This window comes from Actinophytocola sp. NPDC049390, from assembly GCF_044466355.1.
In the GTDB taxonomy this organism is placed as follows: Bacteria; Actinomycetota; Actinomycetes; order Mycobacteriales; family Pseudonocardiaceae; genus Actinophytocola.
On sequence record NZ_JBITMQ010000003.1, the window covers coordinates 436,779 to 462,865 of the forward strand.

The 26,087-nt window shown below is 69.1% G+C and carries 26 protein-coding genes and 4 pseudogenes; 10 read left to right on the top strand and 20 right to left on the bottom strand.

Features of this window, described 5'->3' with window-relative positions; all coding sequences use genetic code 11:
• Positions 1-15: 15 nt before the first annotated feature.
• A complete protein-coding gene (locus ACIBVP_RS13025) occupies positions 16-162 on the bottom strand; it encodes a hypothetical protein (RefSeq protein ID WP_396106434.1) in 147 nt (48 codons plus the stop codon).
• Between ACIBVP_RS13025 and ACIBVP_RS13030 the strand changes: the two are divergent.
• The 3 genes and pseudogenes from ACIBVP_RS13030 to ACIBVP_RS13040 all read left to right on the top strand — a co-directional run bounded on the left by ACIBVP_RS13030 (position 122) and on the right by ACIBVP_RS13040 (position 2,444).
• A pseudogene (locus ACIBVP_RS13030) lies at positions 122-885 on the top strand (SDR family NAD(P)-dependent oxidoreductase). The gene ACIBVP_RS13025 and the pseudogene ACIBVP_RS13030 sit on opposite strands and share 41 nt — an antisense overlap.
• 121 nt (positions 886-1,006) lie before the next feature.
• On the top strand, positions 1,007-1,393 hold the full coding sequence (locus ACIBVP_RS13035; protein ID WP_396106279.1) for a VOC family protein: 387 nt from the start codon (positions 1,007-1,009) through the stop codon (positions 1,391-1,393).
• Between the two features lie 298 nt (positions 1,394-1,691).
• Positions 1,692-2,444, top strand: a complete 753-nt coding sequence (locus ACIBVP_RS13040) for a hypothetical protein (protein ID WP_396106280.1) — start codon at positions 1,692-1,694, stop codon at positions 2,442-2,444.
• A gap of 74 nt (positions 2,445-2,518) precedes the next feature.
• Here ACIBVP_RS13040 and ACIBVP_RS13045 read toward each other — a convergent pair.
• A pseudogene (locus ACIBVP_RS13045) lies at positions 2,519-2,737 on the bottom strand (peptide-methionine (R)-S-oxide reductase); the annotation flags it as partial.
• 334 nt (positions 2,738-3,071) lie between these two features.
• Here ACIBVP_RS13045 and ACIBVP_RS13050 point away from each other — a divergent pair.
• Positions 3,072-3,581: a hypothetical protein gene (locus ACIBVP_RS13050; RefSeq protein ID WP_396106281.1), complete on the top strand. Its 510-nt coding sequence runs from the start codon at positions 3,072-3,074 to the stop codon at positions 3,579-3,581.
• 311 nt (positions 3,582-3,892) lie between these two features.
• Here ACIBVP_RS13050 and msrB read toward each other — a convergent pair whose 3' ends face one another.
• Genes msrB through hisS form a run of 3 tightly spaced genes read right to left on the bottom strand, consistent with a single transcriptional unit; the run spans position 3,893 to position 5,931 of the window.
• Entirely contained in the window at positions 3,893-4,312 is a 420-nt protein-coding gene (msrB, locus tag ACIBVP_RS13055) for a peptide-methionine (R)-S-oxide reductase MsrB (RefSeq protein WP_396106282.1), read from the bottom strand.
• A 20-nt stretch (positions 4,313-4,332) separates the two neighbouring features.
• On the bottom strand, positions 4,333-4,644 hold the full coding sequence (locus ACIBVP_RS13060; RefSeq protein WP_396106283.1) for a hypothetical protein: 312 nt from the start codon (positions 4,642-4,644) through the stop codon (positions 4,333-4,335).
• A gap of 18 nt (positions 4,645-4,662) precedes the next feature.
• Entirely contained in the window at positions 4,663-5,931 is a 1,269-nt protein-coding gene (gene hisS / locus ACIBVP_RS13065) for a histidine--tRNA ligase (RefSeq protein WP_396106284.1), read from the bottom strand.
• Positions 5,932-5,996: 65 nt separating this feature from the next.
• Between hisS and ligD the strand changes: the two genes are divergently transcribed.
• Positions 5,997-7,025 carry a non-homologous end-joining DNA ligase gene (gene ligD, locus ACIBVP_RS13070; protein WP_396106425.1) on the top strand — a complete coding sequence of 343 codons (1,029 nt, stop codon included), beginning with the start codon at positions 5,997-5,999 and terminating at the stop codon, positions 7,023-7,025.
• Here the strand turns inward: ligD and ACIBVP_RS13075 are convergent.
• Positions 7,022-7,468: a hypothetical protein gene (locus ACIBVP_RS13075; RefSeq protein WP_396106285.1), complete on the bottom strand. Its 447-nt coding sequence runs from the start codon at positions 7,466-7,468 to the stop codon at positions 7,022-7,024. The genes ligD and ACIBVP_RS13075 overlap by 4 nt on opposite strands.
• Before the next feature lie 181 nt (positions 7,469-7,649).
• On the opposite strand from ACIBVP_RS13075, the gene ACIBVP_RS13080 reads away from it, so the two are divergent.
• Positions 7,650-7,850: a hypothetical protein gene (locus tag ACIBVP_RS13080; protein WP_396106286.1), complete on the top strand. Its 201-nt coding sequence runs from the start codon at positions 7,650-7,652 to the stop codon at positions 7,848-7,850.
• 6 nt (positions 7,851-7,856) lie between these two features.
• Here ACIBVP_RS13080 and ACIBVP_RS13085 read toward each other — a convergent pair whose 3' ends face one another.
• The 5 genes from ACIBVP_RS13085 to ACIBVP_RS13105 all read right to left on the bottom strand — a co-directional run bounded on the left by ACIBVP_RS13085 (position 7,857) and on the right by ACIBVP_RS13105 (position 12,506).
• Complete coding sequence (locus ACIBVP_RS13085) at positions 7,857-8,678, bottom strand: endonuclease/exonuclease/phosphatase family protein (protein ID WP_396106287.1); 822 nt, start codon at positions 8,676-8,678, stop codon at positions 7,857-7,859.
• A gap of 20 nt (positions 8,679-8,698) precedes the next feature.
• Positions 8,699-10,237, bottom strand: coding sequence for an alpha/beta hydrolase (locus ACIBVP_RS13090; RefSeq protein ID WP_396106288.1), 1,539 nt, complete (start codon positions 10,235-10,237; stop codon positions 8,699-8,701).
• 258 nt (positions 10,238-10,495) lie between these two features.
• Positions 10,496-11,560, bottom strand: a complete 1,065-nt coding sequence (locus ACIBVP_RS13095) for an ATP-dependent DNA ligase (RefSeq protein WP_396106289.1) — start codon at positions 11,558-11,560, stop codon at positions 10,496-10,498.
• A gap of 5 nt (positions 11,561-11,565) precedes the next feature.
• On the bottom strand, positions 11,566-12,321 hold the full coding sequence (locus ACIBVP_RS13100) for a pyrimidine reductase family protein (RefSeq protein WP_396106290.1): 756 nt from the start codon (positions 12,319-12,321) through the stop codon (positions 11,566-11,568).
• Between the two features lie 20 nt (positions 12,322-12,341).
• Complete coding sequence (locus ACIBVP_RS13105; RefSeq protein WP_396106291.1) at positions 12,342-12,506, bottom strand: hypothetical protein; 165 nt, start codon at positions 12,504-12,506, stop codon at positions 12,342-12,344.
• A gap of 187 nt (positions 12,507-12,693) precedes the next feature.
• Between ACIBVP_RS13105 and ACIBVP_RS13110 the strand changes: the two are divergent.
• The 4 genes and pseudogenes from ACIBVP_RS13110 to ACIBVP_RS13125 form a co-directional block, all read left to right on the top strand.
• Positions 12,694-13,149, top strand: a pseudogene (locus ACIBVP_RS13110) (ATP-binding cassette domain-containing protein); the annotation flags it as partial.
• Between the two features lie 516 nt (positions 13,150-13,665).
• Positions 13,666-14,259: an ATP-binding cassette domain-containing protein gene (locus ACIBVP_RS13115; protein WP_396106426.1), complete on the top strand. Its 594-nt coding sequence runs from the start codon at positions 13,666-13,668 to the stop codon at positions 14,257-14,259.
• Positions 14,256-14,969, top strand: a complete 714-nt coding sequence (locus ACIBVP_RS13120; protein ID WP_396106293.1) for an SDR family oxidoreductase — start codon at positions 14,256-14,258, stop codon at positions 14,967-14,969. The genes ACIBVP_RS13115 and ACIBVP_RS13120 overlap by 4 nt, the downstream gene beginning before the upstream one ends.
• Positions 14,966-15,499: an AAA family ATPase gene (locus ACIBVP_RS13125; RefSeq protein ID WP_396106294.1), complete on the top strand. Its 534-nt coding sequence runs from the start codon at positions 14,966-14,968 to the stop codon at positions 15,497-15,499. The genes ACIBVP_RS13120 and ACIBVP_RS13125 overlap by 4 nt, the downstream gene beginning before the upstream one ends.
• Before the next feature lie 9 nt (positions 15,500-15,508).
• Here the strand turns inward: ACIBVP_RS13125 and ACIBVP_RS13130 are convergent, their stop codons facing one another.
• From ACIBVP_RS13130 to ACIBVP_RS13170, 9 genes and pseudogenes are all read right to left on the bottom strand, one after another.
• Entirely contained in the window at positions 15,509-16,036 is a 528-nt protein-coding gene (locus ACIBVP_RS13130; RefSeq protein ID WP_396106295.1) for an AAA family ATPase, read from the bottom strand.
• Positions 16,037-16,054: 18 nt separating this feature from the next.
• Positions 16,055-16,309 carry a beta galactosidase jelly roll domain-containing protein gene (locus ACIBVP_RS13135; protein ID WP_396106296.1) on the bottom strand — a complete coding sequence of 85 codons (255 nt, stop codon included), beginning with the start codon at positions 16,307-16,309 and terminating at the stop codon, positions 16,055-16,057.
• A pseudogene (locus tag ACIBVP_RS13140) lies at positions 16,243-16,766 on the bottom strand (beta-galactosidase). Before ACIBVP_RS13140 ends, ACIBVP_RS13135 begins: the two are co-directional and overlap by 67 nt.
• The gene (locus tag ACIBVP_RS13145) at positions 16,763-19,675 is read right to left on the bottom strand and encodes a glycoside hydrolase family 3 C-terminal domain-containing protein (protein ID WP_396106297.1); all 2,913 of its coding nucleotides are present in this window, start codon (positions 19,673-19,675) and stop codon (positions 16,763-16,765) included. Before ACIBVP_RS13145 ends, ACIBVP_RS13140 begins: the two are co-directional and overlap by 4 nt.
• Before the next feature lie 16 nt (positions 19,676-19,691).
• Positions 19,692-21,935, bottom strand: a complete 2,244-nt coding sequence (gene yicI / locus ACIBVP_RS13150; RefSeq protein ID WP_396106298.1) for an alpha-xylosidase — start codon at positions 21,933-21,935, stop codon at positions 19,692-19,694.
• On the bottom strand, positions 21,932-22,744 hold the full coding sequence (locus ACIBVP_RS13155) for a carbohydrate ABC transporter permease (protein WP_396106299.1): 813 nt from the start codon (positions 22,742-22,744) through the stop codon (positions 21,932-21,934). The genes yicI and ACIBVP_RS13155 overlap by 4 nt, the downstream gene beginning before the upstream one ends.
• Positions 22,741-23,688 carry a carbohydrate ABC transporter permease gene (locus tag ACIBVP_RS13160; protein WP_396106300.1) on the bottom strand — a complete coding sequence of 316 codons (948 nt, stop codon included), beginning with the start codon at positions 23,686-23,688 and terminating at the stop codon, positions 22,741-22,743. The genes ACIBVP_RS13155 and ACIBVP_RS13160 overlap by 4 nt, the downstream gene beginning before the upstream one ends.
• Positions 23,681-24,973: an ABC transporter substrate-binding protein gene (locus tag ACIBVP_RS13165; RefSeq protein ID WP_396106301.1), complete on the bottom strand. Its 1,293-nt coding sequence runs from the start codon at positions 24,971-24,973 to the stop codon at positions 23,681-23,683. Before ACIBVP_RS13165 ends, ACIBVP_RS13160 begins: the two co-directional genes overlap by 8 nt.
• A 71-nt stretch (positions 24,974-25,044) precedes the next feature.
• A complete protein-coding gene (locus ACIBVP_RS13170; RefSeq protein ID WP_396106302.1) occupies positions 25,045-26,049 on the bottom strand; it encodes a LacI family DNA-binding transcriptional regulator in 1,005 nt (334 codons plus the stop codon).
• Between the last annotated feature and the right edge of the window lie 38 nt (positions 26,050-26,087).

Sequence of the window (26,087 nt, forward strand, 5' to 3'; positions counted from 1 at the left end):
GTTCGACGCGGTCCGTCAGCGTCGGGTGTGGTGGTCGAGGACCGCGGTCACCAGTGCGCGGGTGGCGGTCGGTGGGCCGTCGGCGCCCATGGCCTGTGCTGTGCTGTTGGTGCCTTCCCAGATGATCGACAGCTGGTCGGCGAGCTCCTCGGGCCGGGCCACGTCGAGCTGTCCGGTCGTGCCGTCGCCGAACGGCTGGCCGAGGACGGCGCTGGTGGCGGTGCACTACGGCACCAACAAGGCCGCCGCGCTGGACACCGTCGCCGCCATCGAGGCGGCAGGCGGCCACGCGTTCCCGGTGGAGGCGGACCTGGCCCGGCCCGATGGTGTCGACCTGCTGGTCGGCAGGCTCACAGACGGGCTCGCCGGGCGGGGTCTCGACGTGCTCGTCAACAACGCCGCGGTGTTCGGGCCGAGGACCGACGCGTCCGAGGACGAGTTCGACCGGGTGTTCGGGTGAACGTGCGCGCGCCGTTCTTCATCATCCAGAAGGCGTTGCCGCTGCTCGCCGACGGCGCCCGGATCGTGAACGTCTCGTCGGGGGGCACCTGGTTCGCCATTCCCGAGGCGGTCTACGCGATGACGAAGGGCGCGCTGAACGTGCTCGGCCGCTCGCTCACGAACACGTTGGGGGACAGGGGGATCACCGTGAACACGATCTCGCAGGGCATCACCCGCAGCGACATGAACGCCTGGCTGGACGACCTGCCCGGCGCGGCGGACGGCGTCGCGGACATCGTCGCTCTCGGCCGGGTCGGAGTCCCGGTGGACATCGCCGACGCGGTCGCGTTCTTCTCCTCGTCGGACAGCAGGTGGGTGACCGGGCAGGTGCTCGACGTCAACGGCGGTCTCTACCTGGGGCCGAAGGCCGCACTGCACGCGTGAGGAGGTCCCGGAAAAAAATCCTGGAGAAGGTTCGCGGCCGTGTCGATCGGCGTGCCGTCCCGTTCGACCTGGGGGTGAGAGCCGAGGCAGAGAGCCTCGCACCAGAGTTTGGGAGCACGCCATGACGAGCATCTTCGTGAACCTGCCGGTCGCCGACGTCGCCGCCGCGCGGGCGTTCTACACCGGCCTCGGCTACACGGCCAACGAGCAGTACTCCGGCGACCAGTCGGCGTGCATGGTCCTCAACGACGCCGTCAACGCGATGCTGATGTCCGAGACCCACTTCCGTGAGTTCATCGACAAGGACATCGCCGACACCCGCAAGACCACCGGCGCGATCTTCGCCCTGAACGTCGCGAGCCGCGCCGAGGTCGACGAGGTGGCGGACAAGGCACTGGCACTGGGCGGCTCCGAGCCGAAGCCGCCGCAGGACCACGGGTTCATGTACGTGCGCACCTTCGCCGACCTGGACGGGCACCACTGGGAGCTCGCCACCTTCGCAGGCTGAAACTCCGGAGTGCCGCTGACTGTGCCGGCCATCGGGCCGCCGGGTGACGACCACGGCGGCCCCGGCACACGATTGTCAGGCGCTCCGTAGGTGACGCGTATCCAATCGAGTGACTAATTTCGTCGCTCGAGAGATTGATAATGCAACCTGGCGACAGCTCGTGCACCGGCTCCTTCTCGCGAGGGTGAAACGTCTGCGCGGTCGACTGAAGAAGTTTCCAAGCCTTTCGAAATCTTTTCCTGGGGTTCATGCTGGCTGAGCGTTGGGGAAAATCCATGACGTCGAGAAAGGCTTCAACATGACCACCATCAACTGGAGCGACGGACGGCTCATCACCCTTGCCGAGGGTGACACCGCGGCCGCGGGCGAGTTGAACGAGGGACAGCTCTACGGCTTCTTCTTCTACAACGCAGCGGAAAACGACGCCACCACAACCGTCGAGGTGACCTGGAGCAACAGTCAACCCCCGAAGCCGGTTCCCGTCCACGGAACCACCGCGAACCAGGGTCTCGCGTCGGTCCTGCTGGTCTCCGGCGACGACACGAACTCCGTCTCCGCCTCGATTGTCAAAGGCAATCCGGGTGCCACCATCCAGGCTTTCGTGTGCAGTGTGAAAATGCCCGTGAACACCAGCGGCATCAACAATTTGCAGCTACCCGCCAACGGCCAGCCGCAGCCGTTCCAGCGACTGACCCGGTACTACGACGTGCCCGCCACGCACTGGTACGACCTGACGATCGAGAGCGACGTGGACCAGTTCATCGTCGTCCAGTTCACCGAGATGACGGCACAGGTCATCGTCGTGAAGTGTGTCGCCGACCCGAAGGAAAACGTCTTCGCCGTCGGTGCGGCGGAGAAGAACAAGATGTACACGATCCAGCCCACGCAGAACGAGCGGCTCCAGGTCAACATCCAGGGTGACGGCACCCAAACCGTCTGGATGAACGCGGACAGCGTGCAGAATTCGCAGAACGCCGCCATTACCCTGCAGTCCCTGGCCCCGAGCACCGGGCGACCCAGGCGGAGCGCGGACCCGGCACTTCCCGTCTGACCGCCGCACCGTCACCGGCACCAGTCGTGTCCCGGGCACGGCGGGTGCTACGTGCGAAGCTCTGCGACGGATAGTCAGCCCTCGTCGGGGACCAGGCGCAGTGAGATCGAGTTGATGCAGTAGCGCTGGTCGGTGGGGGTGTCGTAGCCCTCGCCCTCGAACACGTGGCCCAGATGGGAGTGGCAGTTGGCGCACAGGACCTCGACGCGGACCATGCCGAGCGTCCGGTCCTCGCGTTCGATGATCGCCTCACCCGCGAGGGGGCTGAAGAACGACGGCCAACCGCAATGCGAGTAGTCATGTGACGGTGGCTCGACGAGATCGGATCTGCCCGCGTGCGCATGGAGGCGGGCAGATCCGATCTCATCGAGCCTGTCGAGGGGATCAGCGCCGCGTGTGCGGGAGCGATCAAACCCACGCCAGCCGGGACGGGTGGTGGGATTGGCCCCGCGTGCGTAGGAAACGAGCGACTGTGTGGAGGACAAATCGTGTAAGCGCGGAAACAGTGGGTTCGGGAATGCTATATTCGACCTGTCCGACGTGACTGGAATCGGACGCGAGTATCTCGCGATGGCCCAATGCGGATGTGTGCGTGAGATGTTCGACCGGTACCCGTATCATTTCCCCATGGTCGAGGAGTGGAGACGAGTCGAGTCAGCCGGCGGGAACTCTTTTCCGGTGCGCCGCGATAGCCCCCTGGACGCGGCATTCCCCGAGGCCACCGCGCCGACTTCGGATGTGCCCATGACCTGGAGTCTCGGTAGGCTCGGTGACCTTATGTGGATGCGTCTACCTGAGGCCCGTCCGTTATTGGCCAAACTTATTACCTCCGAGTTGGAACACGCGATGAATGCGCGTAGCGAGTTGATGTTGTTGGTCGGCGACATCGTCACAGATGCGTTGTGGCGTCCGCTTATGTGCCCGACATTGGACGACTACCCCCGAACCAGGGATCAGGTAGCGCGGCAGTTCCAAGTGGTCCGAGAGGGATATCTTGCCGACCATCCAGACCAGGACGCAACACGAGAAATGCTAGTGGACTACGTGTTCTATAATCTTCAGGAGCCAAAATACCTCGCCATTGTCGAAGAAGTCGACCCCGAACTGGCCGCCCTCATACAATCAGTGATGGGGTAACTTTGCGGCGGTCGCCTTGGCGGCTCCAGGTGTCCGCGGTCGTCGGCGACACGGCTCGGCGTGGGCGGTTGAACGTTGCTGGCGCGAGCGCTTCCGCGCGGGTCTTTACCGGGTTTGAGGTGGGAGTCTTCGGCTCGACGATGATGTGATCAAGATCGACCGGCGTAGGAAGGCCGATCTTGGGTTTGGCGTCGTGACGCTCGATGGGAGCATCGTCGTCGAGACACGATGTGTATCGATCTAGGCGTTGCGCTGCAGATCCGCTGCGGCCGAGGGGCATGGCCGCAGCGGGCAAGGACGGTTGGCTGGGCTTAACCCTCGTCGGGGACCAGTCGCAGGGAGATCGAGTTGATGCAGTAGCGCTGGTCGGTGGGGGTGTCGTAGCCCTCGCCCTCGAACACGTGACCCAGGTGGCTGTGGCACGTGGCGCAGGTCACTTCGATCCTCACCATGCCGAGGCTGCGGTCCTCTCGTAGGATCACCGCGTCCGAAGTTCGTGCGGCATAGAACGATGGCCAACCGCAATGCGAGTCGAACTTGGTGTCGCTGCGGAAGAGTTCCGCGCCGCAGGCCCGGCACTCGTACACGCCGGTGGTCTTGGTGTCGGTGTACTCGCCGGTCCACGGGCGTTCGGTGCCCGCCTGGCGCAGCACCGCGAACTCCTCCGGCGTGAGCTGGGCACGCCACTCCTGCTCCGACTTCACCACATGCGGCTGCTGCTCGGTTTCCATACCGTCCAAACTACGCGTCGCTAGAACAACGTGGTGACCACGAAGACGAGCGCGTCCCACGCGGTGATCGTCACACCGAGCAGGATGAGCAGCACGAGGATGACGGCCATCAGCTTGTAGTGGCCGCCGAGGCGGTTGGCGGAGTCGGCGAAGTCACCGACGTCCGACAGGTAGCCCTCAACGGTGTAGCTCGGCCGCACCCGCTGCTGGCGCTCGAGGTGCTCGGCGAACGCCTGCGCCTCGGGGTCGTTGGGATCGAGGCCGATCAACTCGTCCTCGAACTGAGCCGTCCGCCTCTTCTCCGGGTCGTCCGGGTACGCGGTGGCCGCCATGATCCCACCGTAACCTCTCTACCTCGCCTTGTCCCCGAGGGCGCGCTCCTCGCCCGTCTCGTCCGCCTTGACGTGCACGAACGACGTGAAACCCCACTCCTCCAGCCGGGTGAGCTGGGCCCCGAACTTGCCCGACCGGCGCACCGGCGACACCGCGCGGCCGCCTGCCCGCAGCTCGCGGGCGACCGACAGGACTCGCGGGATCGGCGTGCCCGACTCGTACAGCACCGCGACGGTCTCGCGGGCCGGGGCGCTGGCGAGCAGGTCCACGATCCGCTCGAACCCGATCGAGAAGCCGCACGCGGGCACGTCGGTGCCCAGGAAACGGCCGATGAGGCGGTCGTAGCGCCCGCCACCCGCCACCGAGCCGCCGGACGCCGGGTGCGTGACCTCGAAGATCTGGCCCGTGTAGTAGCCCATGCCACGCACCAGCGTCGGGTCGAACTCCCAGGTCAGGTCGGGTAGGGCGGCCAGGCCGTCGACGGTGGTCGTCAGGTCGGCCAGCACGTCGTCGCCGAGGGCGGGCAGCGTCGTGGCCAGCTGGTCGGCGAGCTTCGCGGCGTCCAGACCCTGCAGGCCGGTGATGGTCTCCTGCAGCCTGCCCACGGTCGTCTCGTCGATGCCGAGGCGGTCGGTCAGCTCCGTGCGCACGCCCTCCCAGCCGATCTTGTCGAGCTTGTCGAGCGTGATGAACAGGCGGTCCCAGCCCTCGGCGGGCACCCCGGACTGCTCGGCGAGCGCGGACAGGAACCGGCGGTCGGAGAGCCGCACGGTCGTGCCGGAGAGCCCGGCCGCCGCCAGTGCCGCCGACGTCGCCTCGATCAGCTCCACCTCGGCCAGCACGCTCGGCTCGCCGAGCATGTCGATGTCGCACTGGTAGAACTGCCGGTAGCGGCCCTTGGCGGGCCGCTCGGCCCGCCACACCGGCCCGAACTGGAACGACCGGAACGGCTGCGGGAGCGTTGCCCGGTTGGCGCCGTAGAAGCGCGACAGCGGCACGGTCAGGTCGAAACGCAGCCCGAGGTCGACGAGGTCGGCGAGCGGGGTGCCATCGGCGACCGTCGGCTCGAGGCCGCGGCGCAGCACCTGGTAGATCAGCTTCTGGTTCTCGCCGCCCTGGCCGCCCTGGAGGCGCTCGATGTTCTCCAGCGCCGGGGTCTCGATGCGCTGGTAGCCGTAGCGGCGGTAGACCTCCGTGATCCGCGCCAGCACATGGTCACGCACGGCGACGGCCGAGGGCAGCAGATCACGGGTTCCCCTGGCGGGGGTCAGGTCCATCTTCACCATGACAACGCTACTTGACCAGGCGAAGCCTGTTTCGCAGACCGTAGGCTTGGGCGGTGGCCGATGCGATGGAGTTCGAGGTGGACGGGCACGCGGTGCGCGTGTCGAGTCCGGACAAGCCCTACTTCGCCGAACTGGGGATCACGAAGTCCGACGTCGTTCGGTACTTCCTGTCGGTGGGCGACGGTATCCTCGGCGCGCTGCGCGACCGGCCCACCACGCTGGAGCGCTGGCCGGGTGGCGTGTTCGAGGGTGCGAAGCTCTCCACCAGGGCCGACAACCGTGGCGACGCGTTCTACCAGAAGCGGGTGCCGAAGGGCGCACCGCCGTTCGTGGAGACGGCCAGGATCACCTTTCCGAGTGGTCGTCCCGCCGACGAGGTGTGCCCGACGACGCTCGCGGTGGTCGTGTGGGCCGTCAACCTGGGCACGTTGACGTTCCACCCCTGGCCGGTGCGGCGGCCCGAGGTCGACCACCCCGACCAGCTGCGGATCGACCTGGATCCGCAGCCGGGCACCGACTTCCGCGACGCCGTGCGGGTCGCCGGGGAACTGCGTGCGCTGCTCACGGAGCTCGGCATGGAGGGCTTCCCGAAGACGTCCGGCGGTCGTGGCCTGCACGTCTACGTGCCGATCGAGCCGAGGTGGACCTTCGTCGAGGCCCGGCGGGCGGTGATCGCGCTGGGCCGTGAGCTGGCCCGCCGCATGCCCGACGACGTGACGATGAGCTGGTGGAAGGAGGAGCGCGGCGAACGCATCTTCGTCGACTTCAACCAGATGGCGCGCGACCGGACCATCGCCTGCGTGTACTCGGTCCGGCCGACGCCGAAGGCGCAGGTGTCCGCGCCCGTGACGTGGGACGAGCTGCCCGACGTCATGCCGGCGGACTTCACGGTGCTGACGATGCCGGACCGGTTCGCCCAGGTCGGTGACCTGCACGCGGGCGTGGCCACGCAGGCGTTCTCACTGGAGCCGCTGATGGAGCTGGTGGCCCGCGACGAGGCAGCCGGTGAGGGCGACATGCCGTACCCGCCGGAGTATCCGAAGATGGCGGGCGAGCCGAAACGCGTGCAACCGAGCCGAGCGCGACCCGATTAGCCGACTTTCTGCCAAGGCTGGCAGCCCGCGGTCTCCACCAGTTCGTTGAGCCGGATCGTGAGGGTGCCGGGGCCGGTGATCACGCCGTTCTCGATGACGCCGCCTGCGCCGTCGGACCTCGTCCAGTAGCAGCCGCCCGCGTTGGTGCCGCTCGGGCCGGTGGTCTGGTAGACGCCGGGCTGCACCTCGACGCCGACGGTGTGGATGCCGTCGAGCAGTGCCGTGGCCGGAACCTCCGGCGGCGGGGGAACGGTGACCGTCACCTTGACGGTGCTGGCCTGGAACTGCGTCGCCGTGACGGTGACCGTCACGGGTGCGGGCTCCGCGGCGTCGTTCACACCGGTCGTGGTGCCGACGATCGCCGCGACGACGGTCACGACGACGCCCGCGACGGTCAGCACCAGCCACGGCCACACCGGCCAGCGGTGGTCCGACGTCGTCATGAGCGCGGCTCCTCACCTGCGGTGTGCTGCCCTCGTGTCGTCATCTTTGTCGAAACCGTTACTGCACCGCGACATCCAATGCGGTGAACGTGTGCTCGGTTTCATGTTTCGCGGTGCACTGGTTGCTTTCGGCCGGATCGCAAGGAAGCATCGAGGGGACGGAAGCCGGAGGGAGGTCAACGTGACGAAGCCGTACGTCGTGCGCTACGTGGGCGGGCCGCTCGACGGGCGCGTCGACACGCTCCCCGAGCTGCCGGAACAGCCACGCGACACCGTGACACACGTGCACCTGCACGAGGGTCCCAAGATCGTGCACCACTACGATCTCTGCTATGCCGTCGAGTACGGCTGCGAGTACCGGGTGCGCGAGACCGAGGACTAGCGCGGACTAGCGCGGCACCGACAGTTCCGCCAGGACCGGGCGGTGGTCGGAGGCGAGTGTCTCCGGCACGCTCGCCGATCGCACCCGCACCTCGTCCGACACGGTCACGAAGTCGATCGCCGTCGTCGGCGCCTGTGCTGGATACGTGCCGCCGCCGGGTGCCGCGTCGGTCAGGACCGTCCACAGTGGCGCGAGCGCGGGCGCCTCGTGCGGGGCGTTGAAGTCGCCGAGCAGCAGCCGCGGGCCGCGGTCGTCGGACATGATCCGCAGCATGTCGGCCACCTGCATCTCCCGCACGGTCGGGTCCGGGCGGTAGTCGAGGTGCGTCGAGTACACGTGGACCGGCACGCCGCGCACCAGCACGACGGCCTCCGCGAACCCCGGCATGGGCCTGGGCGCCGGGTCGGGATCCTGTGTGGACAGCCGGGTGATCTCGTGGTTCTCGGTGTGCAGTACGGGGAAACGGCTGAGCACGGCCACCCCGTACCGCCGTCGAGGCGCGCCCGGCGTGAGCGGGTCCAGGTCGTAGATCGGGGCGAAGAACGCCCGCATCCCCAGCATGTCGGCGAGGTCGCGTGCCTGGTCGCGGAAGTCGCTGCGTGCGGCCCAGTGCACGTCGACCTCCTGCAGCGCCACGACGTCCGCGCCGGTGCCGCGGATCGCGGCCGCCGTGCGTGCCAGGTCCAGGACGCCGTCCGTGCCGATGCCCGTGTGGATGTTGTAGCTCAGCACCCGCAGCGTGACCGGCGGTGGCGCCGGTGTGGCCCCGGCCGGAGCCCCGAACAGGAACGACACCATGACCAGCAGCAGCATCCCGACGCGTCGCACATGGTCACCCTAACGTGTGATCACGGCGGGCAGACGGTTCCGTTGCGTGGAATCGCGCCGTCGGCCAGGAAGCCGATGGCCGCCGTCGTGGCGCACGGTGAGAAGCCGAGCGCGCCGTGCCCCGCGCCTTCCCAGGAGAGGAAGACGCCGGAGTCGAGCTGCTGGGCGGCGCGCTGAGCGCCTTCGCCCGGGGTGACGGCGTCGTTCGCGGTGCCGATGACGAGAATCGGTGGCGCGCCACGGCCGGTCGGCGTCGGCAGCGGGTGGTCGGGCACGGTCCACGGGCCGCAGAACGCGAGGCGCTGCGCGGCGAGCGGGCCGAAGAGCGGGTACAGGTCCTGCCACTTCTTCCCGGCTGTCTCCACCTGACCGGGCGACAACCGGGTCTTCATGTCGTTGCAGATCGTGACCAGCGCGCCGTCGAGCGACGCTGCCTGGACCTCGCTGCCGAGCACGACCGGGGCCAGCATGGCCCGCAGACCGCTGCCGTCGCCGTTGTTCGCGGCCGCGAGCGCCGTGCTCAGCGCGGGCCACGTCCTGCGGTCGGACAGCCCGATCATGACGGCGTGCATGGCCGCGCCGGCGGTGATGTCCAGCGCGTCACTGTCGAGGGAGTTGTCGCGCAGCTTGCCCAGCAGCTCCAGGAAGGTGCGCTCGGGGTCGGTGCCGAGCTCACAGCGACGTGCGACGCAGTCGGCGACGAACGCGTCCCATGCCGCCTCGCCACCCTTCGCCACACCCTCGAGGGCCAGCTGCGCGTCGACGGCGGGGTCGGGGACCCCGTCGAGGACGAGCCTCCCCACCCGGTCGGGGAACCGGTCGGCGAACATGCTCACCACGCGTGACCCCTCACCGTGGCCGATCGCGTTCAGCCGGGACACGCCGAGACCGGTCCGCAGCGCGTCCAGGTCGGCGGCGGTGCGCCAGGTGTCGATGGCGGGAAGCTGGCGTTCCAGGGCGATCGAGCACTGCTGCCCGGCGGTCTGCGCGGCCTCGAACCAGGCATGGACGTCCAGCGCGGCCGGATCAGGCTCGATCATGTCGCGCCGGATCTCATGGGGGAGGCAGTTCAGGGCGCCGGAGTTGCCGGTCCCGCGCCGGTCCATGCCGATGAGCTGGAACTCGTCGAAGAACTCCTGCGGGAGCGACGCCGCGAGCCGGGCCGCGTAGATCGTGCCGGGCAGCCCGTCGACGTCGTTGACCACCGCGATCGGCACGGGCCCGTCACCGGCCTTGAGCAACTGGATGCGGGCCGTGCCGCGGTCGGGCGCGTAGGGGGAGTCGAGGACGCCGTTGACGCGGCCGCAGTCGATGGGCAGCCAGCCGGGGAGCTGCTGGGCGGCCAGGGCGTCACGGATCTCACCGGAGCACGTGCGCCACTGGATGTCGTTGTCGGCTTCCTCGAGCGACGGGAGCTCACTGGGCGGCACCGACTGGGTGGTCGAGACGTCCGGCCCGTCGTTGGTGACGATCTCCGGCCGGACCGACGGACCAGCCGTGCAGGAGGCGACCGCCGCCGCGGCGACCAGCATGGCCACGCCTACTCGCCAGGCCGTCACCGTGTCTTGTCCTCCCCTGTGTGTGGTCCGTTGCAGGGTCGCACGGGGGAGGTGAGAACGGGGTGAACGTGGGAGGGGCGGCCTCCGGCCCCCGGTTACCAGCTTACGGGACGGGGCCGACGCTTCCGGTCGTCGCGAGTGGTGCTTGTGGACAACCGAGTGCGTTGTGGACAACCCGTTTTCGGCAGGCGGAGGTCGTCGGTGGCCGGGTCTAGGCTGGATTCCGGGGGCCGGAGGCCGCGTGGGGGCGAAACAAACTCAGGCCAGCACGTCCGCGAGATCGAACTTGACCGGCTCCTCCAACTGCTCGTAGGTGCAGCTACGCGGATCACGATCCGGCCGCCACCGCGAGAACTGGGCGGTGTGCCGGAACCGGACACCCTCCATGTGGTCGTACCGCACCTCCACCACCCGCTCCGGCCGCAGCGGCACGAACGACAGGTCCTTCCCCGCCTGCCACCGGCTCCCCTCGGCGTTCCGCGGCGTCCGTGCCCCCTCCTCCTGCCGCGCCCACGCCCACGGGTGGTCGTCGAAGTCCGTGACCAGCTCCTGCATCTCCTCGAACAGCTCCTCCCGCCTGGCCAGCGGGAACGCACCGATCACCCCGACGCTCGCCAACACACCCTCGTCGTTGTACAGGCCGAGCAACAGCGACCCGATGCGGTTGGGCGCACTCTTGTGGACGCGGTAACCGGCCACGACACAGTCCGCGGTGCGTTCGTGCTTGATCTTGAACATCACCCGCTTGTCCGGCTCGTACTCACCGGTCAGCGGCTTGGCGATCAGCCCGTCGAGACCAGCGCCCTCGAACTGTTCGAACCACTCCTGGGCCACCGACGGATCGGTGGTCGTGCGGGTGAGATGGATCGGCGCCCGCGCTGGCGCCAGCGCCTCCTCCAGCGCGGCCCGGCGTTCGGCGAACGGCCGGCCCGTGTAGTCCACGTCGTCCAGGGCCAGGAGGTCGAACGCCACGAACTTCGCCGGCGTGGTTTCCGACAGCATCTTCACGCGGCTCGCGGCCGGGTGGATGCGCTGGGCCAGCACCTCGAAGTCCAGCCGATCGCCGGTGGGGCCGACGACCACGATCTCGCCGTCGATCACGCAGCGTGTCGGGAGGTTGGCCTTGACCGCCTCGACCAGTTCCGGGAAGTACCTGGTCATGGGGCGTTCGTTGCGGCTGCCGATCTCGACGTCGTCGCCGTCGCGGAAGATGATCGACCGGAAGCCGTCCCACTTCGGCTCGTAGCTCATCTCGCCCGTCGGGATCTTCTTCACCGGCTTGGCCAGCATCGGCTTCACCGGCGGCATGATCGGGAGCTGCATGGGCGTCATTCTGGCCCGGATGCCGCCTTCGTGCGATACCGCAGCATCAGAAACCCGTCGTCCGCCAGCACGGACTCCAGGGTGAGGTCCACTGGCGCCGCCGCGGGGAGACCTTCGGCGATGCGGACCGCGCCCGCGCCGGTGAGCAGCGGGGACACCGTCAGGCACAGCTGGTCGACGAGGTTCGCCGCGATCAGGTCCGCGAACAGCGTCGGGCCGCCCTCGCAGCACACCCGCAGCAGACCGCGGTCGGCCAGCGCCGTGAGCGCCGCCGCCGGGTCGACGCGGTCCTCGCCGGTCACCACCACGTCCGCGCCCGCGTCGGCGACCGCCTTGCGCCAGTCGGTGGGGGCCGTGTTCGAGGTCAGCACGATCGGGGGCACCGTGGTGTCGGTGATCAGCGGCGACATCGGGTCGACGGAACCGTTCCCCGTGACGACGGCGATCGGCGGGATGTCCGTCAGGCCCAGCCGTGACCGGCGGGACGCGCGCAGCTCCGTTCGCTTGATGCCCCGGTATCCCTCGGTCAACGCCGTGCCGGCACCCACGAGAACGACGTCGGCCAGGTCACGGCCCAGCGCGAACACCTTCTTGTCCGCCGGGCTGGACAGGCCGCGGGAACGGCCGGACACGGTCGCGGCGCCGTCGGCGCTCGCGACGAAGTTGACCTGCACGAAGGGACGGGTCAGCTCGGTGGGGTACGCGTAGAGGTCCTCCAGCGCGCGGTCGTCGACGGAAGGGCCGGGGCTGAGCAGGTGCATGGACCCAATCCCAGCACGCGTCAGCGGCGCTTGCCGTTCCGGTGCTGGTTCACCAGGGCCCAGACGGACACGGCCTGACCGTCGTCGTCGCCCGAACGTGATCTCCTGGCCGTCGCCGGGTCGGTGCGACCGGCTTCGAGTTCCTGGCGGATCTGGTCGTAGATCGGGGTGTCGGACAAGTACATCCCTCCCGTTCGCAGCCAAACCCTCGCAGGTGACGCAGCGTACCGCCTTGGATCCACAGCGATGGCGAGGGGGTTGCTTTCGAAAACCAGTCGCCCGAAACGCTCCGCATGCCGGACGATCTGCGCTATGGGCGCGGGATTTCTGGAGGCGGGTGGCCTCGGCCATCGACTCGACGACGGCAGGCAACTCTTTCGCGACGCGTCGTTCCGGGTCAGCACCGGCCAGGTCGTCGCGCTCGTCGGCGCGAACGGTGCTGGCAAGACGACGTTGCTGCGGCTGCTCTCCGGGGACCTGCCGCCCAAGGAGGGCGGTGTCACCGTCCAGGGCGGACTCGGCGTGATGCCGCAGTTCATCGGGTCGGTGCGGGACGAGCGCACGGTGCGGGACCTGCTGCTGGCCGTCTCACCGCCCGCGTTGCAGGCGGCCGCCACGGCGCTCGACGACGCCGAGCTGGCCATGATGGACACCGACGACGAACCGACTCAGTTGCGTTATGCGACTGCCCTCGCCGGGTGGGGCGAGGCGGGCGGGTACGACGCCGAGGTCCTGTGGGACACGGCGACCGTCGCCGCGCTCGGCGTGCCCTACGACCGCGCACAGTTCCGGTCGGTGTCCACGCTCTCGGGCGGTGAACAGAAACGGCTCGTCCTGGAGGCGCTGTTACTGGGCCGGGAACAGGTGCTCCTGCTCGACGAGCCGGACAACTACCTCGACGTGCCCGGCAAGCGGTGGCTGGAGGAACGACTGGCCGCCTGCGGCAAGGCCGTGCTGCTCGTCAGCCACGACCGGGAGCTGCTCGCGAGCGCCGCCACCCACATCGTGACGCTCGAGGGCGGCACCACCTGGGTGCACGGCGGCGGGTTCGGCACGTGGCACGCGGCCCGCGAGGCCCGCTGGGACCGCATGGCGGAGCTGCGCAGGCGCTGGGACGAGGAACACCAGAAGCTCAAGGACCTGGTCCGCAACCTCCAGCAAGCCGCCATGATCAGCGACAGCCTCGCGGCCAAGTACAAGGCCGCACAGACCAGGCTCCGCAAGTTCGAGGAGGCCGGGCAGCCGCCCCTGCCGCCGAAACAGGAGCGGGTGCAGCCGCGGCTGCGTGGCGGACGGACCGGGCTGCGGGCGATCCAGTGCCACGACCTCGAGCTGACCGGGCTGATGAAACCGTTCGACCTGGAGGTGTTCTTCGGCGACCGGATCGCGGTGCTCGGGTCGAACGGCTCCGGCAAGAGCCACTTCCTTCGGCTTCTTGCCGGGGAGACCGTCAAGCACGACGGGGCGTGGAAGCTCGGTGCCCGCGTCGTGCCCGGGTTGTTCGCGCAGACCCACCAGCACCCCGAATGGGTGGGCCGGACGCTGCTCGACGTCCTGTGGCACGGCGACGGCACGCGGGAGGGGCTCGACGAGGGCGCGGCGTCGTCGAAGCTGTCCCGGTACGGCCTCGCCGGCTCGCGTTCGCAGCGGTTCGAGACGCTGTCCGGCGGGCAGCAGGCCCGGTTCCAGATCCTGCTGCTGGAGCTGTCCGGAGCCACGCTGCTGTTGCTGGACGAGCCGACCGACAACCTCGACCTCACCTCCGCCGAGGCCCTGCAGGACGCCCTGGAGGCGTTCGAGGGAACGGTCATGTCGGTGACACACGACCGCTGGTTCGCCAGGTCGTTCGACCGGTTCCTGGTGTTCCGGTCCGACGGGCAGGTGGTCGAGACGGACGAGCCGGTGTGGGACGAGGCCCGGGTCAGGAGGGCGCGGTGAGCGTCGCGGTCGTGACGGGTGGCGCCCGCGGCATCGGCGCGGGCGTCGCCAAGCGCTTGCGTGCCGACGGGCACCGGGTCGCGGTGCTGGACGTCGACACGGCCGGCGCGGAGGGCGACGCGGTCGTCCACTGTGACGTCGCGGACGAGGAGTCGGTCGCGACGGCGTTCGACACGGTGGTGGCGGAGTTGGGCGAGCCTGCGATCGTCGTGAACAACGCGGGCTTCGCGCGGGACCAGCCGCTGACGGACATGTCCCTGTCCGACTGGGACGCGGTCGTCGACGTGTGCCTGCGCGGCGCCTTCCTGACCACCCGGCTGGTCGCGCCGTTCATGAAGGCCGCGGGCTTCGGCCGGATCGTGAACATCTCGTCGACGTCCGCGCTCGGCGACCCGGAGCGGGTGCAGTACGTGTCGGCGAAGTCCGGGCTGAACGGGTTCACGAAGGCCGCCGCGCTGGAGCTGGGGCCCTACGGGGTGACGGTCAACGCGGTCGCGCCGGGCTTCACCGTCACGAACATGACGGTCCGGTCGGCGGCGCGGCGGGGCCGGACGCTGGAGGAGCACGTCCGGATCACCGCCGAGGCGTCGCCGGTGCGGCGGGCCGGGCACCCGGAGGACATCGCGCACGCGGTGTCCTTCTTCACGAGCGAGGGCGCGGGCTACGTGACCGGGCAGGTCCTGTACGTGGCAGGTGCTCCGCTGGGATGAGCCCGGGACCGGCGGTGGTGGTGATCACCGGAATCATGGCGGCGGGCAAGTCGACGGTCGCGCAGCTGCTCGCCGAGCGGTTGCCGAGGGCCGCGCACGTGCGGGGCGACCTGTTCCGCCGGACGATCGTGTCCGGTCGCGCGGACATGACGCCCGGCGCGGAGGAGGAGGCGGTGGCGCAGCTGCGGTTGCGGCACCGGCTGACGGCGACGGTCGCCGACGGGTACGCCGACGCCGGGTTCACCGCGGTCGTGCAGGACGTCCTGCTCGGGGAGCACGTCGACGAGCTGCTCGACGCGGTGCGGACGCGGCCGCGCTACTTCGTGGTGCTGGCGCCGTCGCCCGCGGCGGTGGCCGCGCGTGAGGCAGCGCGGGCGAAGACGGGGTACGGGGCGTGGACGGTGGCGGACCTCGACCGGGGCCTTCGGGCGATGCCGCGGCGTGGCCTGTGGCTCGACTCGACGCACCTGACGCCCGAGGCCACAGTGGACGCGCTGCTGGCGAACCTCGACGCCGCCCGCATGCCCTGAACGACGCCGTTACGACAGGCGGGCGGTGGCGGCGAGGATCGCGTCGCCGACCTCCGCCGGAGGGCGGCTGCCGTCGACGATCGTCGCACCGAAGCGCCGGTACGTGGCCGCCATGCCGTCATTGGACGAGAGTGCCGCCGCCAGCTCCTCCGGGTGCCTGCCGTAGGAGTTCGTCGTGCGGGTCAGGAGACGATGCCGGAGCGTCGCGCTGTCCACCACCACGCAGACCACGAGGTCGAAGAGGTCCCACACCTCCACCTCGTTCTCGACGGTGCCACAGAGGAACGCGGTCGTGTCGCGGATCCGCGCCGCGAGGGCCTCGACCTGCGCGCGGTTGATCCGCCACGCGTAGCGGTCGAGCCAACCCGGTGGCACCGGGTCGGGCGGATCGGCGACGACGAGGCCGCTCGTCCGATCCACCCACTGGTTGTAGCCATCCCAGTCGGCGTCGACCGCCACTTCTCCCTTGCTCTTCAACAGCGAACAGACCGTCGACTTGCCCGCGCCGGCGCTGCCGGTCACCCACACCAGTGGCACCGGCACAGCATCGCACGGTCAGCGGACGCGGTGGTTGGCCAACGGGACCAGGCTGACCTGGCCCAGGGTGCTGTCCTCCAGTGCGATCACCGCCAGGGCGAGCGTGTTCTTCCCGTCCGGGCGCAGTACTCCGGACGGCAGGACGAACTCGCGTTGCGGGCCGAGGTCGGCCGTGAACTGGCCCATCTGCCAGCCGTTGACGAACATCAGCACGCGGTAGGCGCCCGTGCCGTCGAACCGCAGCGCCACCGGGACGTCCTGGTCACGCGGCACGTCGCCGCGGTGTAGCCGGGGTCGCTCGACCGGGCCCGGCCGTCGACCTGCTTGAGCCACGCGGGGAAACCGCCGCCGCTGACCTCGGCGTTGATGTACGGGCCGGGCCGTGCGACCACATACAGGCCCAGTTCCTCGGTGAGCCGCAGCAGCCGGTCCACGTCCCGCACGCCGGTGAAGTCGTACTCGCCGGCGCGGGCGAGTGGTACGCCCAGTTGAAGTACAGCGAGACGCCGTTGAAGCCGGCCGCCCGGATCTTCTCCAGCGCGTCCCGCCACAGCGCCGGGCTCGGCAGGCGGAAGTAGTGGAACTCGCCGCTCCACAGGACCACCCGCTCGCCGTCCACCTTCAGCGAGTACCGGTCGTAGGTCACCGTGTGGGCGGGCGCCGCCGCGGCCACGGGCGTGGCAGCGCCCGTGGCCAGCAGCAACGCCAGCAGCAGTGCCAGCCGTCTCATGACACGGTGAACGTGTCGACGCGCAGGTCACCGGTGAGCACCAGGTACACGTCGTGCCTGCCGTCCAGGTTCACCGCCGTGTCGACAGAGACATAGGTGTACTTGTCGGCCGTGCCCGGCGATGTGGCCGTGCCGACGAGCGCCCCGGTGGGTCCGCCGAGCCGGACCTCGATCGTGCCCGTGCCCGCGACCCGCCCCGCAAACGTTTTCGCCCGCCGGATTTCGCTGTCGTGGAAGGAGATCCAGCCCGGCCCGGCGACCGAGTCACCGCGTTCCTTCGACGTGTCCACGAGTGACACACCCGCGTAGTCGTCGAAGTCGACCGCCCGGGTGGTGCGGGACAGGTCGCGCGGCGGGATCGTCTCGCCCCTGACCCGCACCGAGCCGCGCTGGCGGATGTCGGTCGACGACGCGCCGACCAGCACGTCGTACGTGCCACCCTCCACCACCCAGCGGCCACGCGTCACGTCCCAGTGCGCCAGGTCCTTGACCGGCACGGAGAACCGGACCGTCTTCGTCTGCCCCGGTCGCAGGTGCACGCGCTGGAACGCCCGCAGTGTGAGCTTCGGTTGCGGGTCACGTGACTCGCGTTGGTGCGTGTAGAGCTGGACGACCTCGTCACCAGCCCGGTCAGATGTATTGGTGACCGGCACGCTCACCTTCATCGGCGACTCGATGGCCAGTCGCCCGTACCGGAACGTGCTGTACGAGAGCCCGTGCCCGAACGGGTACAGCGGCATGCCGTCGAAGTACTGGTACGTGCGGCGGGCCTTGATGATGTCGTACTCGAGGATGTCCGGCAGGTCCGTGTCAGCGCGGTACCACGTCTGCGTGAGCCGCCCGGCCGGGTTGACGTCGCCGAACAACACGTCCGCGATCGCGTGCCCGGTCTCCTGACCCGCGTGCGTGGTCCACAGGACCGCCGGGATGTTGTCCTGCTCCCACGTGAGCGTGGTCGGGTAGCTGTTCTCCACCACGACGACCGTGTTCGGGTTCGCCGCGTGCACCGCCCTGATCAGCGCGGACTGGCTCTCCGCGAGCGCCATGGTGGTGCGGTCGTGGTCCTCGCGGCCGTTGATGAACGGCATGCTGCCGACCACGACGACCGCCGCGTCCGCCCCCGCCACGGACGCGACGGCCTCGTCGATGCCACTCGACACCGTCTCTTTGATGAACCGGGTTGCCCCGGCCGCGTCCGGGGAGCCGAGGATGACCCGGCCGTCGGACGCCACCGTCAGGTAGTTGTTCGGGCCCTCCCAGTCGTTCACGGTCTCGTAGCCGACGTACTTGACGACCACCGCGCCATCGCCCGCGTCCTCGAACGTGAACTGCTGGTGCACGAACCAGTCGCGGGGTTGCGGTGCCCGGTTCACGAACGCGCTGGTCGCGCCGAAGCCGTCCCGCTCGACGTACTTGCCATTGGCGGCGCTGCGCAACGTCACCACTCCCTGCCCCCAGTCGAACACGTCGAAGTGCGTGCCCGCCGAGGTGTCCGCGATCGTGAGCGGTGCGCCGTCCGCCGCCGTGCTCGCGGTGACGTACCGGCCGTCGATCGTGCGCAAGGCGATACGGTCGACCGCTTCGCCGCCGGTCACGGTCACCCGTTCCGCGATCCCGGCCCTCGGCGTGACCACGTACGGCAGTTTCCCCGAGTACCAGTCGGTGTAGAGCGTGTCGGCCAGCGGCCCGACCACCGCGACCGTGCCGGTGGCACGCAACGGCAGGGTGCCGTCGTTCTTCAGCAGCACCACGGCCTTCCCTGCGGTCTCCCGTGCGAGCTGCCGGTGGGCCGGGCTGTTCACCACGGCCATGGTGATGTCGCCGTACGGGCCGCCGCCCGGGTCGAACTCGCCGAGCCGGAAGCGGATCGTGAGGATGTGCCGCACCGCGTTGTCCACGTCGGACTCGGCGAGCAGGCCCTGCGCCAGTGCCGCGTTGACGGCGTCGACCGTGGGCTGCGCGTTCGTGTTGTCGACGGTGAAGCTGTCCAGACCGGCCTTCAGCGTGGCCGCGTCCGCCTCCGCGAGCGTGGCGAAGTACGCCTGCGAGTTGACGAGGTTGTTGGGGTTGCCCGCGTCGGTGACGTTCAGCAGCACCTGTTCGGTCCAGGTGCGCACGACGTCGTCGAAGTCCGGGCTCACGGTCATGGGACGGCCGTTGGCCAGGTTGTACGCGGCCATCACACCGGTCGCCGCGTTCGCCGCGATCGCGGGCTTGAACGCGGCCTCGTCGTACTCCTTCTTCACCCGCGGCCGCAGGTTGGAGGACGTCCGGTCGCGGCGGATCTCGTTGTTGTTGGCGAGGTAGTGCTTGAGCGTCGGCGCCGTCTTCAGGTGGCGCGGGTCGTCTCCGGTCATGCCGCCCGCGTACGCCGTGGCGATGACGCCCGTCAGGTACGGGTCCTCGGAGTAACCCTCCTCGTTGCGGCCCCAGCGCGGGTCGCGCAGCAGGTTCACCACCGGCGCCCACGCGTTCAGGCCCCACACGACCGGGTTGTCCGAGTGGTGGCCGCGGATCTCGTCGCCGACCACCGACCCGACCCGCTTGATCAGCGCGGGGTCCCAGGTGGACGCGAGCCCGACGGCCTGCGGGAACACGGTCGCGACCGCGGTCCGCACCGCGCCGGGATCAGGGGTGGAGGTGATGTCGGTGGACCAGGCGATGCCGTGCAGGGCCTCGGTGCCGGTCTTCCACAACGCCATGCCCAGGCGGGGAATGGCGGGCTGGTACTGGTGCAGCAAAGAAACCTTCTCCGGCAGCGTGAGCCGGGCGAGCAGGTCCTCGACACGGGACCTCAGGGGGAGACGGGGGTTGCGGAACGGGTGACCTGCCATCGCTTCCGCCTGGACGGGGACCGCGAGCGCGGCCGTCGTGACACCTGCTACCGCTAAGAACGTACGTCTTCTCATGACCACTCCATCGGGTTCAGAGGCGGACGGTGAGCGAGGATCCTTCTGCGTCAACGGGTTCGGCGCCCGCGACGCGGACGCGCCAGCGGGCGGGCGGCGTGTCGGCGGACACCTCGACGGTGTCGCCGCGCCGGGTGGTGGTGAAGGTGCAGGCGACGTCACCCGACACCGTGGGGACGACGGCCGTCACGGAAGTGCCGTCGGCCAGGCCGAAGACGTGGAGCGTGACGTCGTCGGCGTAGTCGTAGTCGGGCCGGTCGTCGACCGCGCCGACCGGGAGCACCGTGCCGGGCCGGACCAGCAGGGGCACGCTGTCGACGGCGTGTGTCTCCCGCACCCAGCGCGGCCCGGTGACGGTCTCGCCGGTGAGGTAGTGGGTCCACGAACCGTCCGGGACGTAGTACTCGACCAGCCCGTCCTCGCGGAACACGGGCGCCACCAGCAGGTCCGGGCCGAGCATGTACTGCCGGTCCAGATACGTGCAGGCCGGGTCGTCGGGGAACTCCACAACCATCGCCCGCATCACCGGCACACCGGTGAGGTGCGCGGTTCTGCTCGCCTCGTACAGGTACGGCATCAGCGTCGCCTTGAGCTTCGTGAAGAGCCGCAACACGTCCACGGCCTCCTCGTCGAACGCCCACGGCACCCGGTACGAGTAGTTCGCGTGCAGCCTGCTGTGCGACGACAGCAGCCCGAACGCGATCCACCGCTTGAACAGCCACGCCTCCGGGGTGCCCTCGAAGCCGCCGATGTCGTGGCTCCAGTACCCGAAACCCGACATCGTCAGCGACAGCCCGCCACGCAGTGACTCCGCCATCGACTGCGGCGTGGACAGGTTGTCCCCGCCCCAGTGCACGGGGAACTGCTGCGTGCCCACGGTCGCCGACCGCGCGAACACGACCGCGTCCCGCTCGCCGCGCCGCTTGCGCAGCAGGTCGAACACGGTCTTGTTGTAGAGGTAGGTGTAGTAGTTGTGCATGTCCCCGGGGTCGGACCCGTCGAAATACACCACGTCGGTCGGGATCCGCTCGCCGAAGTCCGACTTGAAGCAGTCCACGCCCATGTCCAGCAGGGCGTCGAGCTTCGCCGCGTACCACTCGCGGGCCTCCGGGTTCGTGAAGTCCACGACCGCCTGCCCCGGCTGCCACAGGTCCCACTGCCACACGTCCCCGTTCGGCCGCTTCAGGAAGTAGCCGCGGGCCTGCCCTTCCTCGAACAAGGCGGACCGCTGCGCGATGTACGGGTTGATCCACACGCACACCTTCAGGCCGCGTGCCTTCAGCCGCGACAGCATGCCGCGCGGGTCGGGGAAGACCTTCGGGTCCCACTCGAAGTCGCACCACGACAGCTCCCGCATCCAGAAGCAGTCGAAGTGGAACACCGACAGCGGCAGGTCCCGCTCCGCCATGCCCTCGATGAACGAGGTGACCGTGGCCTCGTCGTAGTCGGTGTTGAACGACGTCGACAGCCACAGCCCGAACGACCACGCGGGTGGCAGCACGGGCCTGCCGGTCAGCGCGGTGTACTTCGCGAGGATCTCCTTCGGCGTGGGTCCGTGGATCACGAAGTACTGCATCGACTGCGCCTCGACGCTGAACTGCACCTTCGACACGTCCTCGGAACCCACCTCGAACGACACCAGGCCGGGGTGGTTCACGAACACGCCGTAACCCGCGTTGGTGAGGAAGAACGGCACGTTCTTGTACGCCTGCTCGCTGCTCGTGCCGCCGTCGGCGTTCCAGCTGTCGACGACCTGGCCGTTCTTCACGAGCGGCCCGAACCGCTCACCCATCCCGTACACCGCGTCGCCGACACCGAGGTTGAGCCGCTCCCGCACGTGGTGGCCGTCCGGTGTGGACATGAGGCCCAGGTCCTTCTCGCCGCTGGAGGTGAGGACCTGGCCGTCCGCCACGAACTCCAGCCGCCACGGGTTGCGGGTCACCCGTACCGACAAGGCGCCGGACGTCAGGGTGTCGCCGTCGATCGTCGGTGGCGGTCCGGACGGGAACAGCTCGAACCGCGGCGATGTGCCCGCGCCGCCCGCATGATGGGTCACCCGTACTCCGACCACGTCCGGCATGGGCGACGAGAGATCGATCGTCAGCACGGCCCCGCTCTGCAGGTCGCGTCTGCTGTGCACGGGGTACGTCGGGGCGAGGATCCGCAGCCCGTCCGGGGTCTCCGCCACGTCGAGGACCTCGACGGGGTAGGCGGGCGTGACACCCTCGCGCATCAGCCAGTGCCCGTCCGTGAACTTCATTTGACCGCTCCCACCGCGATGCCCCGCGTCAGTGTTCGTTGGAAGATCAGGAAGAACACCACCGCCGGGATGATCCCGAGCAGCGCCGACGCGCTCTGCGCGGTGGCGTCCATGAGACGTTGTCCCTGCAGCACCCCGAGTGCGACCGGGACCGTCTGGTTGTCGTTGGAGATGAGCATGACCATCGGGATGAAGAACTCGTTCCACGTCCAGATGAAGAAGAACACCAGCAGCACCGACAGCGTCGGCCACGACAGCGGCACGACCACCCGCCACAGCACCTGCCACCGGTTCGCGCCGTCGATCCGGGCCGCCTCGATGATCTCCCTCGGGAACGTCGAGAGCACCGACGTCAGCAGGTAGACGCCGAACGCGCTCTGTATCGCGGTGAAGATGATGATCACGGCGAGCTTCGTGTCGTAGAGGTCGGCCTCCTTCGCCAGGAAGTACAGCGGGTAGACCAGCGCCTCCTGCGGCAGCAGGTTCGCGAGCAGGAAGACCGCGACGATCCACAGGCGACCCTTGACCCGGCCGATGCCCAGGGCGTACGCGGTGACGATCGACACCAGCACCGCGAGCACCGCCACCGAACCCGCGATCACCGTGCTGTTGACCAGTTTCTCGCCGAAGTCGACCCGCACCCAGAAGTCGACGATGCCCTGGAGGTACAGCGCGTCCGGCAGCGCGAGCGGGCCGTTCGCGGTGTAGTCCCGCGCCGACTTGACCGCGTTCACCAGCACCAGCAGGAACGGGATCAGGGTGATGACCGCAAGTACCGCGAGGAGGGCGACCACGAGCCTTCTGGTCATGAGCCCTCCCGGTTCTGCGCACGCAGGAACAGGAACGACAGCCCGACGATGATCGCCGCCAGCACGGTCGCGATCGCCGCGCCGTAGCCGACGTTCGCCTTCTCGAAGAAGTTCTGGAACGAGAAGTACGACGGGGTCAGCGTCGACCCACCCGGGCCGCCCCTGGTGAGCACGAAGATCTTGTCGAACGACTTGAGCGACGCGATCGTGCACGTCAGCAGCACCACGTAGATCTCGGGCCGGATCTGCGGCACGGTCACCGCCCACAGCCGCTGCCACCAGCTCGCCCCGTCCAGCGCGGCGGCCTCGTACAGCTGCGGGTCCACCCGCTGCAACCCCGCCATGAAGATCACCAGCGGGAAGCCGATCTGGATCCACACGAGCACCGCCATGACCGACAGCAGCGCCGTCTTCTCGTCCCCGAGCCAGTTCTGCGTCCACGACTCCAGGCCGACCGCGCGCAGCAACGCGTTCGCCGCGCCGAACGCCGGGTGCAGGATCCAGCCCCACACCACGCCCGCCACGACCGTGGGCAGCACCTGCGGCAGGTAGAACGCCGCCCGCAACGCCGTCGTGGTACGCGGGTTGCGCTTGGACACCACGTCGAACAGCGCGGTCGCGAGCAGCAGCCCGAGGAATGTCGGGATGACGGCCATGGCGAGGATCAGCGCCGCGTTGTTCCGGAAGGAGAGCCAGAACGTCTCGTCGGCGAACAGCTTCTGGTACTGGTCGAACCCGACGACGTCCGGCTCGCCGACACCCTGCCACCGTGTGAAGCTGATGCCGACGTTCATCACCAGCGGGACCGCGATCACCGCGACGAACAGCAGCACCCCGGGCACGAGGTAGGGCAGGTACCCGCGGTCCCGCCGCGGTGCGCGCCGAGGGGCGCCTTCGGGACGGTGACTGTCCCGAAGGGCTCCATCGAGGGTCTTCTCAGCCACCGACATTGGCGAGGTTTTCCTCGTACGGGCCGGCCAGCTCGTCCAGCACCTCGTCCGGCGAGGCCGAGCCGTTGATCAGCTTCTGCGTCGCGGACACCAGCACGTCGTAGTAGCCGGGCACCGGCCAGTCCGGGTAGTAGGCGAGGCCGTCCCGGTCCACCAGCGTCTGGTAGTTCTCGATGAGCTCCTTGCTCTTCTCGTCCGTGATCGCGGCCGGGTCGGCCGCCACCGGGATGCCACCGGAGTTGCCCAGCAGGTTCTGGTTCGCCTTCTTCATCGTGATGTCGATGAAGTCGTACGCCAGCTCCTTGTTCTCCGAGCCCTCCGGCACCACCCAGATGTTGCCGCTCGACCCGAGGGCCATGTCGCTGCCGGGGAACAGCATCGTGCCCCACTCGAAGTCCTTCACCGTGGACTGCACGCGCCCGTACCACCACGAGCCCGACACCATGATCGGGAACTTGCCGCCCATGAACGCGACACCCATGCTCTCCGCGTCGATGCCGGCCGAGTCCTTGCCGATGTACCCCTTCTTCACCCAGTCGGCGAAGGTCTCGGCGCCGTAGGTCCACGCCTCGTCGTGGAAGTCGACCTTCCCCTTGTACTGCTGCAGGTCGTCCACCCACTGCTTGTCCGCCTTGGACAGTGCGAGCTGGTAGAACAGCTGCTGCGCCGGGTACTCCTTGCCGCCCACCGACAGCGGGGTGACCCCGGCGGCCACGAACTCGTCCATGGCCGCGACCAGGTCGTCGAACGTCTCGGGGATCTCGACCTTGTGCTGCGCGAACAGGTCGGCGTTGTAGTAGACCATCGTGTACTCGGCGTAGTTCGGGACGCCGAACCACTTGTCGCCGCCCATCACGCCGCGCTCGTCGTACTTGCACGTGGTCTGCAGGCTCGGCGACAGGAGCTTGTCCCAGCCGCGTTCCGTCACCTCGGCGGACATGTCGGTCAGCAGGCCCTGCTTGGACAACAGGCCCGCGGTCGCGTTGCCCTTGTTGTACTCCATGAGATCGGGCGCCTCGTCGGAGTTCAGCACCATCTGGGCGTTCTTCTGGATCTGCTCGAAGCCCTTCTCCTCGAACGTCACCGTGACGCCGGGATGCGTGTCCTCGAACTCCTTGATCGCCTCGGCCCACGCCTTGCCCATGGCGCTGTCCGGACCCTCGTAGTGCCACAGACGCAGCTCGTTCGCGCTGCCACCGCCACCGTCGTCGCCGCACGCGACCAGCAACGACGCGGTCAGCGCGAGTACCGCGAGCAAGGCCTTTCCTGGTGTGAACATCGTTGTTCCTCCCGTCTGTCGAATCGCTTCGACGACGTGCCTGCCGGATGGGTGAGGGGAGTCGGGGGTGGTTACCTGGGGACGGCGGTGCTGGCTCGGACGGTCAGGTGCGGGGGCAGCAGTGTCGCGTCGGGCACCTGACGGCCGCCCAGCTTGGCCATCAGCAGCCCGACCGCCTGACGCCCGACCTCCTGGGCCGGGATGGCCACGGAGGTCAGCGCGGGCATGGTGTACTCGGCGAGTTCGTCGGGGCAGATCGCCACCACCGACAGGTCGTCCGGCACCGACCGGCCCGCCTCGCGGAACGCGGCGAGCAGTGGCGCGACGACGGGTTCGTTGTGGACGACGACGGCGGTGAGATCGGGATGCTCGGCCAGGAGCTCCGCGGCCACCTTCTGGGCGCCCGCCTGTGTGGCCTCGCACGCGTGCACGCTGGCGGCGATGCCGTGCCGCGCCGCCGCCTCGGTGAACCCGTTCGTGGTGCGGGAGGCGAACCCGGTCTCCCGCTCGTAGACCTCCGGCGGCGACCCGATCAGCGCCACCCTGCGGTGGCCCAGCTCGGCGAGGTGGTCCACGCAGGCCGTGCCCGCCGCCGTGAAGTCGAGGTCGATGCAGGTCAGGCCGTCGGTCTCGGCGGGGAAGCCGATCAGCACGGCGGGCCGGCCGAGTTCCTTCAGCACCGGAAGCCGGGGGTCGTGCAGTTCGACGTCCATGACGATGATCGCGTCGACCATGGACGTGCCCGCCACACGCCGCAGGCCGGCCTCGCCCTCGCTCTGCGTCAGGAGCAGGACGTCGTGGTCGTGCTCGCGGGCCGCGGTGACGACCGAGGTCGCGAACTGCATGATCACCGGCACGTGGATGCCGGAGCGCAGCGGTACGACCAGCGCGACGACGTTGCTGCGGTTGGACGCGAGTGCCCGCGCGCCGGCGTGCGGCTGGTAGCCGAGCGCCTCGATGCTGGCGAGCACCCGTTCGCGGGTCTCCTGGGTGATCGACCGTTTGCCGGACAGGACGTACGACACCGTGCTGGGGGCGACCCCAGCGTGCTTGGCGACGTCCTCGATCTTGGCCACAGTGCCCTCACCCGTGTCGAATCGCTTCGACGGTGAAT